The sequence below is a fragment of the Ochrobactrum quorumnocens genome, assembly GCF_002278035.1.
GTDB classification, from domain to species: Bacteria; Pseudomonadota; Alphaproteobacteria; order Rhizobiales; family Rhizobiaceae; genus Brucella; species Brucella quorumnocens.
In genome coordinates this window covers 2,089,094-2,102,089 of record NZ_CP022604.1, presented here as the reverse complement: position 1 = coordinate 2,102,089, position 12,996 = coordinate 2,089,094, and the positions used below count along the sequence as shown (strand labels likewise).

Below are 12,996 nucleotides of genomic sequence, written 5' to 3'. Positions count from 1 at the left end.
ATTTGCAGAGCCAGGATGGATATCAAGATGGCAGTTTTGAATCTGCCAGATGGAACCGGAATTCAGGGAGGTCTTTTCAATGCGCACTGTAGGACATTTCATCGGCGGCAAGCATGTCGCTGGCAAAAGCGGACGTACATCGGATATTTTCCAGCCGCTTGATGGCACGGTGCAGGGTACTGTCGCTCTCGCCACAAAAGACGAAGTCCGCGAAGCGGTGGAAAATGCCAAGGCCGCACAGCCTGCATGGGGTGCAACCAACCCGCAGCGCCGCGTTCGTATTTTGCGCAAGTTCCTTGAACTGGTTGAAGCCGAATATGACAGCCTTGCCGAACTGCTTGCACGTGAACACGGCAAAACCATTGCTGACGCCAAGGGCGATATTCAGCGCGGTCTTGAAGTGGTCGAGGTTTGTCTTGGCTCTGCGCATATGCTGAAGGGCGAATTCACCGACAATGCAGGAACCGGCATCGACACCTATTCCATGCGCCAGCCGCTGGGTGTGGTTGCTGGTATTACTCCGTTCAACTTCCCGGCAATGATTCCCCTTTGGAAGGCCGGACCTGCGATTGCTTGCGGCAATGCTTTTGTGTTGAAGCCATCCGAGCGCGATCCAGGTGTGCCGATGCGCTTGGCCGAACTGTTCATGGAAGCCGGTCTTCCAGCCGGCATTTTCAACGTCGTCAATGGCGACAAGGATGCCGTTGATGCGCTGCTTGATGATCCTGATGTTCAGGCTATTGGCTTTGTCGGCTCAACACCGATTGCGCAGTATATCTATGGTCGCGGCTGCTCGAACGGCAAGCGCGTCCAGTGTTTCGGTGGTGCCAAGAACCACATGCTGATCATGCCGGATGCGGACATGGATCAGACCGTGGATGCACTAATCGGCGCGGGTTACGGTTCGGCAGGCGAACGCTGCATGGCGATCTCGGTAGCTGTTCCGGTTGGTGAAGACACTGCAAACCGCCTGATGGAAAAGTTGATCCCACGCGTTGAATCGCTAAAGATTGGTCCTTCGACTGATAATTCAGCTGATTACGGTCCGGTTGTTACCAAGGCTGCACTAGATCGCATTCGTGGTTATGTCGATCTCGGTGTCGAAGAAGGTGCAAAGCTCGTCGTCGATGGCCGCAACTTCAAGATGCAGGGTTATGAAAACGGCTTCTACATGGGTGGTTGCCTGTTCGATAATGTCACGTCGGATATGCGCATCTATAAGGAAGAAATCTTCGGTCCGGTTCTCTCGGTTGTGCGCGCTAAGACCTACGAGGAAGCGCTGGCCCTTCCGAATGAACATGAATACGGCAACGGCGTTGCCATTTTCACCCGCGACGGTGATGCAGCCCGGGATTTCGCAAGCCGTGTTCAGGTCGGCATGGTTGGTATCAATGTGCCGATCCCTGTTCCGATTGCTTATTACACCTTTGGTGGCTGGAAAGCTTCTGGCTTCGGTGATCTCAACCAGCATGGCCCGGATGCATTCCGCTTCTATACCAAGACCAAGACAGTCACCTCGCGCTGGCCGTCAGGCGTCAAGGACGGAGCCGAATTCGTTATTCCAACGATGAAGTAACGCCAGACGATTTTCACATTGCGCGTCCTCGCTCCGCTGCGGGCGCGCGGTGGCGTCAAGGACGGAGCCGAATTCGTCATTCCTACGATGAAGTAACGACCGCATTTTATGGAATATCGACCCCGCCCATCGTGGCGGGATTTTCTTTTCTAACGGCGTGCCGGAAAGGGAACAGAGTTTCTTTCCATTCGTTTAAAACAAGCACGAAGATTTCCGTGCGGTCGTTTCGCAGTCGAAGCGATTCACTTACGTTCGGATCAAGAGTAAGGGGCATAATGCCTTTTGATCAGCCAGAATGTGCAGGGAGTTTTCCATGGCCACGAAAGTCAATCAACGTATCGTCCTCGCATCGCGTCCCGATGGGCAGCCGGTAGCTGAGAATTTTCGACTTGAGGAAGTGGCAATCCCAAGCCCGGGCGAAGGTGAACTGCTTCTGAAACTGCGTTACCTTTCGCTTGATCCCTATATGCGTGGGCGCATGAGTGCCGCCAAATCCTATGCTGCACCTGTCGAGATCGGCGGCGTCATGGATGGTGGGACCGTGGGCGAAGTGGTTGAAAGTCGAAGCGCTGGTTTTGCGCCGGGCGACCTCGTGCTTTCCCATTCGGGCTGGCAAAGTTATGCGCTGGCAAAAGCCACCGATGTTCGCAAGCTTGATCAGAAAGCAGCGCCCGTAACCACGGCACTTGGCATTCTTGGAATGCCGGGCTTTACCGCTTATTCGGGCCTTCTCACAATTGGTCAACCGAAAGAAGGTGAGACCGTTGTGGTCGCCGCAGCAACAGGACCTGTGGGTTCAGCTGTTGGCCAGATTGCGAAGCTGAAAGGCGCGCGCGCTGTCGGCATCGCGGGTGGTGCAGATAAATGTCGTGCGCTGATTGAAGAGTTTGGCTTTGATGCAGCAATTGATCATCGTAGCGATAACTTTGCAGAAGAGCTGGCCGCAGCCTGCCCCAAAGGCATTGACGTTTATTTTGAGAATGTAGGCGGCAAAGTCTTTGCGGGAGTTTTCCCGCTGCTCAATCAGTTTGCGCGTGTGCCGGTCTGTGGTCTGATTGCCCAATATAACCAAAGCGGAGCGTTCGATGGACCGGATCGACTGCCGGTTTTCATGCGGGACGTTTTGTCAAAGAGCCTTACCATTCGCGGTTTTATCCAGCGTGATTTCGTGGAGCAGCGCCCGGCCTTCTATCATGATATGGCGAAGTGGATTGCCGATGGTCATGTGCGCTATCGCGAGGACATTGTTGACGGGCTTGAAAATGCACCAAAAGCCTTCTTCTCGCTGCTTGAGGGCGGTAATTTTGGCAAGCTGATCGTGAAAATCGCATGAGTGTATTTCGAAAAATGCCAATCTGTTTGCAGACGAGTTACGTTTGATCAAACATTCTGCTTGCAGAACGGCGCTTCGGGCGTGATGCTGTGGTTCTTCTCTGAGACGCGAGTCTTTTCTTGAGGGCAGGCAGGTCATGGGTGAACGCCAGCAGGCGGGTATAGGCGAGGGCAGCGGTCCGGGACGCGAGCGTCAGGACGAGGCGCAGCGTATTCTTGATCGGCTGCAGCGTGAACAGATTGGTGCCGAGGGCATTGTGCGGCGTGGGCTTTCTCGCACCGCCGATCATCTCTCCGCCAGCGACGCACCAGAGAATGATCCAATCGAACTCTGGGCTACGCGCGTTGGGCGCGGACTCGGCCTCATCATCACGCTGGCGATTATCGGCTGGCTCCTTTTCTATCTCATGCAAAGCTAGGTTCAACATGACGCTCTCAGCGCCGTCGGATGCGACAACCGTTATTGTCATTTCAAGTCATGTCGTTCGCGGTTCGGTGGGCAATCGCGCCGCGGTTTTCGCATTGGAAACGCTGGGTTTTCCTGTTTGGGCCGTACCAACTGTGGTGTTGCCATGGCATCCTGGTCATGGGCCTGCTGGGCGCATTGTGCCGCCGCCGCAGGAATTTGCGACATTGATGCAGGATCTGGAACGCGCGCCGTGGCTGGGTGAAGTGGGTGCGATCCTGACCGGATACCTCGGGCATCCCGAACAAACAGAAGCTGTAGCCGGACTGATCAAGGCGGTGAAAGCGCGCAATCCAAATGCGCTCTATCTGTGTGATCCGGTTATCGGCGATCAAAAGGGGCTGTATGTTCCTGAAGCGACGGCCGTCGGCATCCGCGACAAGTTGTTGCCGCTTGCCGATATTGCCACGCCCAATCGATTTGAGTTGTCCTGGCTGACCGGCGTGCCGCTTGAAGATAACAAGGCACTGATGGAAGCAGCACTTGATGCGGGGCCTGCGACGATGCTGGTGACATCTGCTTTCCCGCTTATGACGGGCAGTATCGGTAATATTTTGCTGACGCCTACGGCCGCATTGATGGCGGAGCATCGTTGTGTCGAAGGCCCCACCAATGGTCTTGGAGATCTAACTTCGGCGGTGTTTCTGGCGCGCAAACTTTCCGGTCTTTCCGACGAGAAGATGTTGCAAAGTACGACAGCTGCAGTGTTTGAGATCATGGCTCGTTCTGCGAAGCGCGGGGCTGATGAACTGATGCTGGAAGCAGATGCGTCCAGTCTCGCAACGCCGATGGCAATGGTACAAACCCGACGGTTGGTACATCCAACCAAGGGATTGCGCGCATAATACCAAAATCCCATGAGAATCACTCATGGGATTTTGGTTAAAGCATTTCCAGCAAAAGTGGGAACCGATTTTGCGTTCGGAAATGCCTAAAAACAAATAGCTACAGCAGTTCCAACGATTCACTATTAACTGGAACTGCTGTAAGCGCCAGTGATTGAACTTTTCAAGGCGTGATGCGTCTGCAGCATCTTGAGCCGCCTTGGTATAAGAGTTGGGTTAAGTGGCAACGGGTCGCAAGTTGTCGCCTCACGTTTTTAATTGCTCTGCGTTTTCGATAGGGATAATGGAAAGCCATGGCTGATATTCCAGATACACTCCTCGCCGGTTACCAAACCTTCATGAGCGAGCATTTCGCGTCTGAAACGGCACGTTATAAGGAACTCGCTGAAAAAGGTCAGGCACCAGAAACGCTGGTCATTGCCTGCTGCGATTCCCGCGCCGCTCCGGAAACAATCTTCAACACGGCACCGGGCGAAATATTCGTTTTGCGCAATGTTGCCAATCTTATTCCGCCTTATGAGCCGGATGGTGAATTCCATGCGGCTTCTGCTGCGCTCGAATTTGCAGTGCAGAGCCTCAAGGTTAAGAATATCGTCGTCATGGGCCATGGTCGATGCGGCGGTATTAAAGCAGCGCTTGATACGCAAAGCGCGCCGCTTTCACCAAGCGACTTTATCGGCAAGTGGATGAGCCTGATTGCGCCAGCGGCGGAGACCATCAGTGGCAACCAGCTGATGACACCGACCGAGCGTCAGACTGCGCTGGAGCGTATTTCGATCCGCTACTCGCTCAACAATCTGCGCACATTCCCATGTGTCGACATTCTTGAGAAGAAGGGCAAGCTTACCCTTTATGGCGCGTGGTTTGATATTTCGACCGGCGAGCTGTGGGTGATGGATCAGCAGACCGGTGACTTCAAGAGACCTGAAGGTTCGGTCATAGACGCACCGGAAACAGCAGCATAAGACGAAAAAAGCCCCGAATTTCGGGGCTTTTCTCTGTTCGTTTTATGGCGAAACAATGTTCTCACTTCGCCATAAGTATGATTATTCGTCGATTGCCTTGCCCATTTCGGCAATGGCGCGCTGGTAAACGCTTGCAGCATTCCAGCCCTGGATCGCGCCGTAGTTGGCTTCACCTGGCTGGTAGCCAGCGCCGCGTCTCCAGCCGTGACCGACGAGGAAGTTAGCAGTCGAATAGAGTGCATCCGCCTTAGAGCGAGCCATGTCAATATGACCGCTGCCATCGCCGTCCACGCCGTATTTCAGAACGTTAACAGGCAGGAACTGTGTCTGGCCGATTTCGCCATGCATGGCGCCGACAGCATTTGGATCGAGATCCTGATTGTCGATCAGCTTGAGCGCTGCATAAAGCTGCTGGGTGAAATAGTCGCTGCGGCGGCAATCATAGGCAAGCGTTGCAACAGCCGAAAGCGTGTGCTGCTTGCCGAGATAGGCACCGAAGCCAGTTTCCATACCCCAGATTGCAAGCAACGGGCCGGCAGGAACGCCATAGCGCTTTTCGATTGCAGCAAAGAGCGCTGCATTCTGCTTCTTCATCGAACGTCCGCGCTGGATGATCGTGTTTGCGCCACGCTTCTGCATGAACTGCTCGAAGGAAAGCTTGAAGCTCTTCTGATTGCGATCAGCATTGATCGTGGCCTGCGCATATTTTGTATTGGTCAGTGCGCTGATTGCACGCTTGCCAATACCACGTCCCTGCGCTTCCTTGATCGTCTGCTGGAGCCAGGCATTATAGCCAGCGCCGTTGTTTCCGCACTGGGCTGCCTCGGCTAGGCCAGTTCCGGCCATCATGCCCACTGCAAGAACTGCTGCTGCCGTCCAAGACCGGCCCTTGGCAAACAATGCCATTCGTTTCTCCTTCGGAGTTGATTCTACCTCGGCGCGAATTTGCCATTCTTTACGTCAAATGTCATGCCGGAACCGGACACCAAGTCCCACCATTTCAAGTATTTTATCGCTAAAATAGGGGAGTTTGACAAGTTTAGGGCTTGAGAACGAGCATTTTCGCCCCTGTTGACAAAGTGCTTCATACCTATGAACTATAGCCGAGGTGGTAAAAACTATTTACCACTATGATTACAATTTGATCTTTTAGGCCACGACATTGACGAGGGAGGACGCCACGTGTCGAATGGATTTCTTGCGTTATTTGCATTTTTGCCGATTTTCGTAGCCGGTGTAATGCTGGTTGGATTTCGTATTCAAGCCCGGACCGCCATGCCGGTCACTTACATTGTCACAGTCATTATTGCCATGGCCCTATGGGGTATGAGCGGCAATCGCATCATCGCTTCTACCATTCAGGGCTTGATCCAGACTGCCGGATTGCTCTGGATCATCTTCGGAGCGATCCTGCTGCTTAACACACTGAAGCATTCGGGCGGCATTTCTGCGATCCGGTCTGGTTTCGCACAAATTAGTCCCGATCGACGCATTCAGGTGTTTCTGATTGCGTGGCTTTTCGGTTCCTTCATTGAAGGGGCGTCTGGCTTTGGAACGCCTGCGGCTGTTGTCGCTCCATTGATGGTTGCCGTTGGCTTCCCAGCGCTTGCCGCCGTCACATTCGGTCTCATTATTCAATCGACGCCCGTTTCATTTGGAGCGGTTGGAACTCCTCTCATTGTGGGCGTTCAGTCGGGCCTCAATCGCGAGGCATTGACGGGGCAACTTCAGGGCGCTGGTTCAAGCTGGGAATACTTCTTTCACGTCATCACGTCGGAAGTAGCCATTCTGCATGCAATTTGTGGCACTTTAATTCCGCTCTTTCTTGTTCTTATCATGACGCGTTTCTTCGGGCGCAACCGGTCGTGGACAGAGGGGCTGGCCATTCTGCCTTTCGCGCTCTTCGCAGCCATTTCATTCACAATACCTTACGCTCTAAGCGCGGTGTTTCTGGGTGCGGAATTTCCGTCAATGATCGGCGGTCTGGTCGGTCTGGCTTTCGCCACGCTTGCAGCACGTGCCGGATTTCTGATGCCAAAAGACACGTGGGATTTTGCGCCAGCGTCTGAATGGCCGGAAGGCTGGATGGGCAGCGTCGAGATGAAACTCGATGAGCTGACATCACGGAAAATATCGTTGGGACTTGCCTGGACGCCCTACATACTTCTGGCGCTGTTCCTTGTGATAAGCCGTACATTCCCTGCTGTTGGCAGTGCATTGAAGTCGGTGACTTTCGCTGCAACCAATATCATGGGGGAAACCGGAATAAGCGGTGACTTTGCGCCCTTGTTCCTACCTGGAGGGCTGCTCGTCATTGTCTGCCTGATCACGTTCTTCATTCACCGCATGTCTGTAACACAACTATCCAAGGCGTTTGGGGAGAGTACAAAGACGTTGCTCGGCGCTGGCTTTGTGCTGCTCTTCACCGTCCCAATGGTTCGAGTGATGATCAATTCAGGCGTCAATTCAAAGGAGTTGGTAAGTATGCCGCTGATGGTTGCGGATTGGGTGGCTGTCGAGGTCGGCAATATCTATCCATTCTTCGCTCCATCCGTCGGTGCTCTCGGCGCGTTTCTTGCAGGTTCCAATACTGTTTCCAATCTCATGCTGAGTCAGTTCCAGTACGGTGTTGCGGAAGGGCTGGGAATATCCGGGGCTTTGATGGTTGCAGGACAGTCGGTTGGTGCTGCGGCGGGCAATATGATCGCTATTCATAATGTCGTTGCTGCTTCTGCAACGGTCGGATTATTGGGCCGCGAAGGCTTGACGATGCGCATGACCATCATTCCGACGATCTATTATGTGACGCTGGCAGGCACGTTGTTGTTAATCGGCTTCTATGTGCTGGGCATCGGCGATCCACTTGTCGGAGCAGTTGCACAATAACGCTCGAGCAAGCGGCTCTGTGCTACATTGTACAGGGCCGCTTCCCGCCTTTTGCTTGACATTGCAGGTTTATCGCCTTAGAGCCTACCCCAATCTATCCGCGATCTTCAGAACGCGAGCCGCCGACCGGGACCCATTGTGGTATAAAACGATCCCGGAGGTCCACATCCGACAGCGCGATGCGCCCTCGGGTGCTGTACCTCTTTGATTGGTTTTATAACTGGGCTGCTTCTTGAACTGGCAGATATGTGGGACGATCTATCCCTGATGAAGCATTAAGCCTCCTCTCGGATTAAAAGGAAATTCGATGTTTGAATCACTTCAGGAGCGTCTTGGCTCCATTCTGAACGGCTTGACCGGACGCGGCGCTCTCTCTGAAAGCGACGTGACGGCTGCGCTGCGCGAAGTGCGTCGTGCGCTGATTGAAGCCGATGTCTCGCTGGAAGTGGTTCGTTCGTTCACTGACAAGGTCCGCGAAAAGGCTGTCGGTGCAGAAATCCTCAAGAGCATCAAGCCCGGTCAGATGGTCGTCAAGATCGTCCACGACGAGCTTATCGAAATGCTGGGCACTGAAGGTGTCACGGTTGATCTGAATGCGCCTGCACCTGTCGTCATTATGATGGTTGGTTTGCAGGGTTCGGGTAAGACGACCACCACCGGTAAGCTTTCCAAGCGCCTCACGGAGCGTCAGCGCAAGAAGGTGCTGATGGCGTCGCTTGATACGCGTCGTCCGGCAGCGCAGGAACAGCTCCGTCAGCTCGGCATTCAGACGTCTGTTGATACACTGCCGATCATTGCTGGTCAGTCGCCCGTCGAGATTGCCAAGCGCGCCGTTCAGGCTGCGAAACTTGGCGGTCATGATGTGGTCATCCTAGATACCGCAGGCCGTACGCATATCGACGAGCCGCTGATGGTGGAAATGGCGGATATCCGCAAAGCCGCCAATCCGCATGAAATTCTGCTCGTAGCCGATAGCCTCACTGGTCAGGACGCCGTCAATCTGGCACGCAACTTTGATGAGCGCGTTGGCATTACCGGTATCGTTCTGACCCGTATGGATGGTGATGGCCGTGGCGGCGCAGCACTTTCGATGCGTGCCATTACTGGCAAGCCGATCAAGCTGATCGCCACCGGCGAAAAGATGGATGCGCTTGAGGAGTTCTATCCCAAGCGTATTGCCGACCGTATTCTCGGCATGGGCGACATTGTTTCGCTCGTCGAAAAAGCTGCCGAAAACATCGATGCGGAAAAAGCTGCAGCGATGGCCAAGAAGATGCAGTCGGGCAAGTTTGATCTTAATGATCTTGCTGACCAGCTTGGCCAGATGAAAAAGCTCGGTGGCATGGGCAGCATCATGGGTATGATGCCCGGCATGGGCGGAATGAAGGACAAGGCGGCGGCAGCCGGTCTTGACGACAAGGTATTTGATCGTCAGATCGCAATCATCGGTTCGATGACCAAAGCCGAACGCGCCAATCCAGACCTTCTCAAGCATAGCCGCAAGCAGCGCATCGCCAAAGGTTCAGGCACGAATGCTGCCGACATCAACAAGCTTCTCAAGATGCACCGACAGATGGCCGACATGATGAAAGTCATGGGCAAGGGCAAGGGCGGAATGATGAAGCAGATGATGGGCGGCCTGGCTGGCAAGATGGGGCTTGGTGGTCTTGGTGGTGGTATGGGTGGCATGCCTGATCTCTCCAAGATGGATCCCAAGCAGCTCGAAGCGCTGGCCAAACAGGCGGAAGCAGCTGGTCTAACCAAAGGCGGCGGTCTTCCAGGATTGCCCGGTTTAGGTGGACCTAAGCTTCCTGGTCTTGGTGGTGGTCTCCCCGGGCTACCTAAGAAGAAGTGAGTATCATGGCCGACGAACAGAACACCGTACCCGCTGAACTTCTGTCCTTGCGCGCGTCCATCGATAATATCGATGCAGCACTCATCCACATGCTTGCGGAGCGGTTTCGCTGCACCAAGGCTGTAGGTGTCTTGAAAGCCGAGCGCGGCCTTGCTGCTGCTGACCCGGCTCGTGAGAAGCGTCAGGTCGAGCGCCTTCGTGGCCTCGCTGTTGATGCCCATCTCGACCCAGATTTTGCCGAAAAATTCCTGAACTTTATCGTGAAGGAAGTCATTCGGCACCATGAGCATGCCGCTGCCAACCACAGCGGAAACTGAATAACCGAACAGAGCGGTTTCAGTGAAAATGAAACCACTCTGTTTGTTTAATTTACGCATTATCCGACGCAAAACCGCTTCGCACTTTTGCTGGAAATGCTCTACCGGATTAACCAATTGCCCGTCAGGGTAGAACTTTTGTCTAAAGGAAAGAAAAAATGGCTCTTAAGATCCGTCTCGCCCGCGCTGGCTCCAAGAAGCGTCCTTACTACCACATCGTTGTTGCTGATGCTCGCGCTCCACGCGACGGCCGTTTCATCGAAACCGTTGGTGCATGGAACCCAATGCTTGCCAAGGACGCTGAACGCGTAAAGCTCGATGGCGACCGCATCCAGCATTGGATTTCGCAGGGCGCACAGCCAACCGACCGCGTTCTTCGCTTCCTCGATCAGGCTGGTCTTGCAAAGCGCCCAGAACGCAGCAACCTGACCAAGGGTGAGCCAGGCAAGAAGGCTCAGGAGCGTCTCGCTCTCGCCAAGCAGGCTGAAGAAGATGCAGCAGCCAAGGCTGCCGCTGCTGCTGAAGCTGCGGCCGCAGCAGCTGCCGCTCCTGCTGAAGAAGCTGCAAGCGAATAATTTTTCGCAATTCGCGATTGGAAAAAGCGGCGGAGCAATCTGCCGCTTTTTTTATGTGCTGCCACAGGATTGCCCAAAGAGGCCGGATGCGTTCTAGAGCGCCGTGCGCCCTCTTGGGCGCACAAAGGTCGCTCTAACACTTTATATTTACAGCATAGTTTTACCTTAAACTGATTCAAGTTTAAGGATTTATGCTGTAGAGCGTGTCGCGTTTAATCGCACCCATGGTGCTCGCTCTAGATTCTTTTGATTGTCGCATGTTCGCGAACGTTAAATGAATCCATTTAACTGCGACATGCTTTAGAGATCCAGCTCCCATGTCTGGCCAATGAGATCTGCACCGAAAGAATGGTGTGGCTTTTCGTCGATAAGTCGGAAACCAGCTCGTTCATAAAGACGCCGGGCTGCCTTCAATATATCGTTCGTCCATAGTGTGAGGCGGTCATCGCCGACCTTGCGCGCATGTTCAATACAAGTGTTCACAAGCTTGGCGCCTACGCCAGAGCCTCGCGTCTCCGGTTCTACATAGAGCAGGCGTAGCTTGCCCAGTTTCGGTCTGTCGCCTCGTACCAGAAATACCGATCCCACGATGCGTCCATCGTTTTCGGCCACCCACGCGGCATCGTGGTCTGGATCGAAGGATTCCATGAAATCGGCTATGATACGGGAGACGAGTGCCTCGTAGTCGCTGTTCCAACCGTATTCATCCGTATAGAGCACAGCCTGCCGATGGATGATCCAACCCAGATCGCCAGGACGCAAGTTGCGCAGCTGCACTTCAGCACGCTCTTGTTTGTCGAATAAGCGCGTGATCGTTCCTGCCGCCGTCAGCAGGTCCTTGCGCTGATCCGGTCGCAATTCATCGAGCAGTTCGCCCACGGCCTCGCAGGTGTTTCGTTCTAATGCTGCAAATGTTCTCCGTCCCATCTCCGTCAGTTGTATCGGACGGCTGCGCCCGCCTTCGGGATGCTGCGATGTTTCGATCAATCCACGTTCGGAGAAGCGCTTGAGCGTCCTGCTGAGTTGGCCACGGTCGAGATCGAGAGCGCGCATGATGTCCGCCGCTGTAGGCGCCGGGCGGTGCGCGATCTCATAGAGAATGCGCGCTTCGGTCAGCGTGAACGGGCTGTTGTCGAGATGTGCATTCAGCAAGCCGAGGCGGCGGGTGTAGGTACGGTTGAAGGCACGCAACGTGCCGATGTCGGTTTGGTTGTCCGTCTGTTTCATGCCTCTTTACGCCACGTGCGGCGCCTCCGTATGTTGACACAATCAATATCCAATATGTTGACTAAGTCAACATCCTAATAATGACTGAGCTTTCTCCCCGATTTGAATCGTCGGGGAAATGCTTGAAGCCGGCTTTCACGTAGCCTCTGGTTGCTTTCGGTAAACGGGCTGGACGACGAGCAAATTTCGTCTATCTTATTGATTTGACGGCTCGCATTCTCGTGAACACAGATATGCGGGCTCAAGAAGAATTATTCAGGCGCTTAGAAGGCGCCTTTTTCAGGAGAACACCATGTCGGCCGTGACCGCTATCCGTTCTTTCTCACTTTCAATATTGGGTCGCCGCATTTTCATAGCTCTTGGGCTTGCGGTCCTTGTGCCGCTACTTTCGGCCTGTGGCTTTAACACCATTCCGACCAATGAAGAAAAGGCCAAGGCTGCATGGAGCGAAGTGCAGAACCAGTATCAGCGCCGTGCCGATCTCGTACCTAATCTGGTCGAAACCGTGAAGGGCTATGCCGCTCATGAAAAGGAAACTCTTCAGGCGGTAATTGATGCGCGTGCCAAGGCGACACAGGTGCAAATTACGCCGGAAACGCTCAATAACCCTGAACTCTTCAAGCAGTTTCAGGATAATCAGGCCAACCTTACCAGCGCGCTTTCACGCCTGATGGTGGTTGTAGAGCGCTACCCCGACCTCAAAGCCAACCAGAATTTCCTCGCGTTGCAATCGCAGCTGGAAGGCACCGAAAACCGAATTGCCGTAGCGCGCCGGGATTATATCGAAGCGGTACGTGTATATAATACGGCGATCCGCACCATGCCGACGATGATCTGGACATGGATCTGGTACCGCGATGCTGTGCCGATGCAGACATTCAGTGCGGATGCGGGAAGCCAGACAGCACCCCAGGTCAACTTTAACAATTGATCGGGTTTTCCGTGGCAGCTT

The 12,996-nt window shown here is 54.1% G+C and carries 12 protein-coding genes; 10 read left to right on the top strand and 2 right to left on the bottom strand.

The window, feature by feature from the left end; all coding sequences use genetic code 11:
* The first annotated feature begins 79 nt into the window (after positions 1-79).
* From CES85_RS19670 to CES85_RS19650, 5 genes are all read left to right on the top strand, one after another.
* Positions 80-1,576: a CoA-acylating methylmalonate-semialdehyde dehydrogenase gene (locus tag CES85_RS19670; protein WP_095447425.1), complete on the top strand. Its 1,497-nt coding sequence runs from the start codon at positions 80-82 to the stop codon at positions 1,574-1,576.
* Positions 1,577-1,889: 313 nt separating this feature from the next.
* A complete protein-coding gene (curA, locus tag CES85_RS19665; protein WP_095447424.1) occupies positions 1,890-2,909 on the top strand; it encodes an NADPH-dependent curcumin/dihydrocurcumin reductase in 1,020 nt (339 codons plus the stop codon).
* Between the two features lie 136 nt (positions 2,910-3,045).
* Positions 3,046-3,327 carry a hypothetical protein gene (locus tag CES85_RS19660; protein ID WP_095447423.1) on the top strand — a complete coding sequence of 94 codons (282 nt, stop codon included), beginning with the start codon at positions 3,046-3,048 and terminating at the stop codon, positions 3,325-3,327.
* Between the two features lie 7 nt (positions 3,328-3,334).
* The gene (gene pdxY, locus CES85_RS19655) at positions 3,335-4,219 is read left to right on the top strand and encodes a pyridoxal kinase PdxY (RefSeq protein ID WP_095447422.1); all 885 of its coding nucleotides are present in this window, start codon (positions 3,335-3,337) and stop codon (positions 4,217-4,219) included.
* A 293-nt stretch (positions 4,220-4,512) separates the two neighbouring features.
* On the top strand, positions 4,513-5,184 hold the full coding sequence (locus tag CES85_RS19650; protein WP_095447421.1) for a carbonic anhydrase: 672 nt from the start codon (positions 4,513-4,515) through the stop codon (positions 5,182-5,184).
* 81 nt (positions 5,185-5,265) lie between these two features.
* Here CES85_RS19650 and CES85_RS19645 read toward each other — a convergent pair whose 3' ends face one another.
* Positions 5,266-6,090 carry a lytic murein transglycosylase gene (locus CES85_RS19645; protein WP_095447420.1) on the bottom strand — a complete coding sequence of 275 codons (825 nt, stop codon included), beginning with the start codon at positions 6,088-6,090 and terminating at the stop codon, positions 5,266-5,268.
* Between the two features lie 276 nt (positions 6,091-6,366).
* On the opposite strand from CES85_RS19645, the gene CES85_RS19640 reads away from it, so the two are divergent.
* The 4 genes from CES85_RS19640 to rpsP all read left to right on the top strand — a co-directional run bounded on the left by CES85_RS19640 (position 6,367) and on the right by rpsP (position 10,817).
* A complete protein-coding gene (locus CES85_RS19640) occupies positions 6,367-8,070 on the top strand; it encodes an L-lactate permease (protein WP_095447419.1) in 1,704 nt (567 codons plus the stop codon).
* A 307-nt stretch (positions 8,071-8,377) separates the two neighbouring features.
* Positions 8,378-9,925: a signal recognition particle protein gene (ffh, locus tag CES85_RS19635; RefSeq protein WP_095447418.1), complete on the top strand. Its 1,548-nt coding sequence runs from the start codon at positions 8,378-8,380 to the stop codon at positions 9,923-9,925.
* A 5-nt stretch (positions 9,926-9,930) separates the two neighbouring features.
* Positions 9,931-10,242 (top strand): chorismate mutase, encoded by a 312-nt coding sequence (locus CES85_RS19630; protein WP_095447417.1) that lies wholly within the window; start codon positions 9,931-9,933, stop codon positions 10,240-10,242.
* 158 nt (positions 10,243-10,400) lie between these two features.
* Entirely contained in the window at positions 10,401-10,817 is a 417-nt protein-coding gene (gene rpsP / locus CES85_RS19625; protein WP_095447416.1) for a 30S ribosomal protein S16, read from the top strand.
* Positions 10,818-11,117: 300 nt separating this feature from the next.
* Here rpsP and CES85_RS19620 read toward each other — a convergent pair whose 3' ends face one another.
* A complete protein-coding gene (locus tag CES85_RS19620) occupies positions 11,118-12,044 on the bottom strand; it encodes a bifunctional helix-turn-helix transcriptional regulator/GNAT family N-acetyltransferase (RefSeq protein ID WP_095447415.1) in 927 nt (308 codons plus the stop codon).
* A gap of 292 nt (positions 12,045-12,336) precedes the next feature.
* On the opposite strand from CES85_RS19620, the gene CES85_RS19615 reads away from it, so the two are divergent.
* Complete coding sequence (locus tag CES85_RS19615; protein ID WP_095447414.1) at positions 12,337-12,975, top strand: LemA family protein; 639 nt, start codon at positions 12,337-12,339, stop codon at positions 12,973-12,975.
* The last annotated feature ends 21 nt before the right edge of the window (positions 12,976-12,996 follow it).

Coding starts and splice junctions, on each gene's coding strand:
- CES85_RS19670 (WP_095447425.1), top strand. CDS start 80: ATGCGCACTGTAGGACATTTCATCGGCGGCAAGCATGTCGCTGGCAAA.
- curA (WP_095447424.1), top strand. CDS start 1,890: ATGGCCACGAAAGTCAATCAACGTATCGTCCTCGCATCGCGTCCCGAT.
- CES85_RS19660 (WP_095447423.1), top strand. CDS start 3,046: ATGGGTGAACGCCAGCAGGCGGGTATAGGCGAGGGCAGCGGTCCGGGA.
- pdxY (WP_095447422.1), top strand. CDS start 3,335: ATGACGCTCTCAGCGCCGTCGGATGCGACAACCGTTATTGTCATTTCA.
- CES85_RS19650 (WP_095447421.1), top strand. CDS start 4,513: ATGGCTGATATTCCAGATACACTCCTCGCCGGTTACCAAACCTTCATG.
- CES85_RS19645 (WP_095447420.1), bottom strand. CDS start 6,090: ATGGCATTGTTTGCCAAGGGCCGGTCTTGGACGGCAGCAGCAGTTCTT.
- ffh (WP_095447418.1), top strand. CDS start 8,378: ATGTTTGAATCACTTCAGGAGCGTCTTGGCTCCATTCTGAACGGCTTG.
- CES85_RS19630 (WP_095447417.1), top strand. CDS start 9,931: ATGGCCGACGAACAGAACACCGTACCCGCTGAACTTCTGTCCTTGCGC.
- rpsP (WP_095447416.1), top strand. CDS start 10,401: ATGGCTCTTAAGATCCGTCTCGCCCGCGCTGGCTCCAAGAAGCGTCCT.
- CES85_RS19620 (WP_095447415.1), bottom strand. CDS start 12,044: ATGAAACAGACGGACAACCAAACCGACATCGGCACGTTGCGTGCCTTC.
- CES85_RS19615 (WP_095447414.1), top strand. CDS start 12,337: ATGTCGGCCGTGACCGCTATCCGTTCTTTCTCACTTTCAATATTGGGT.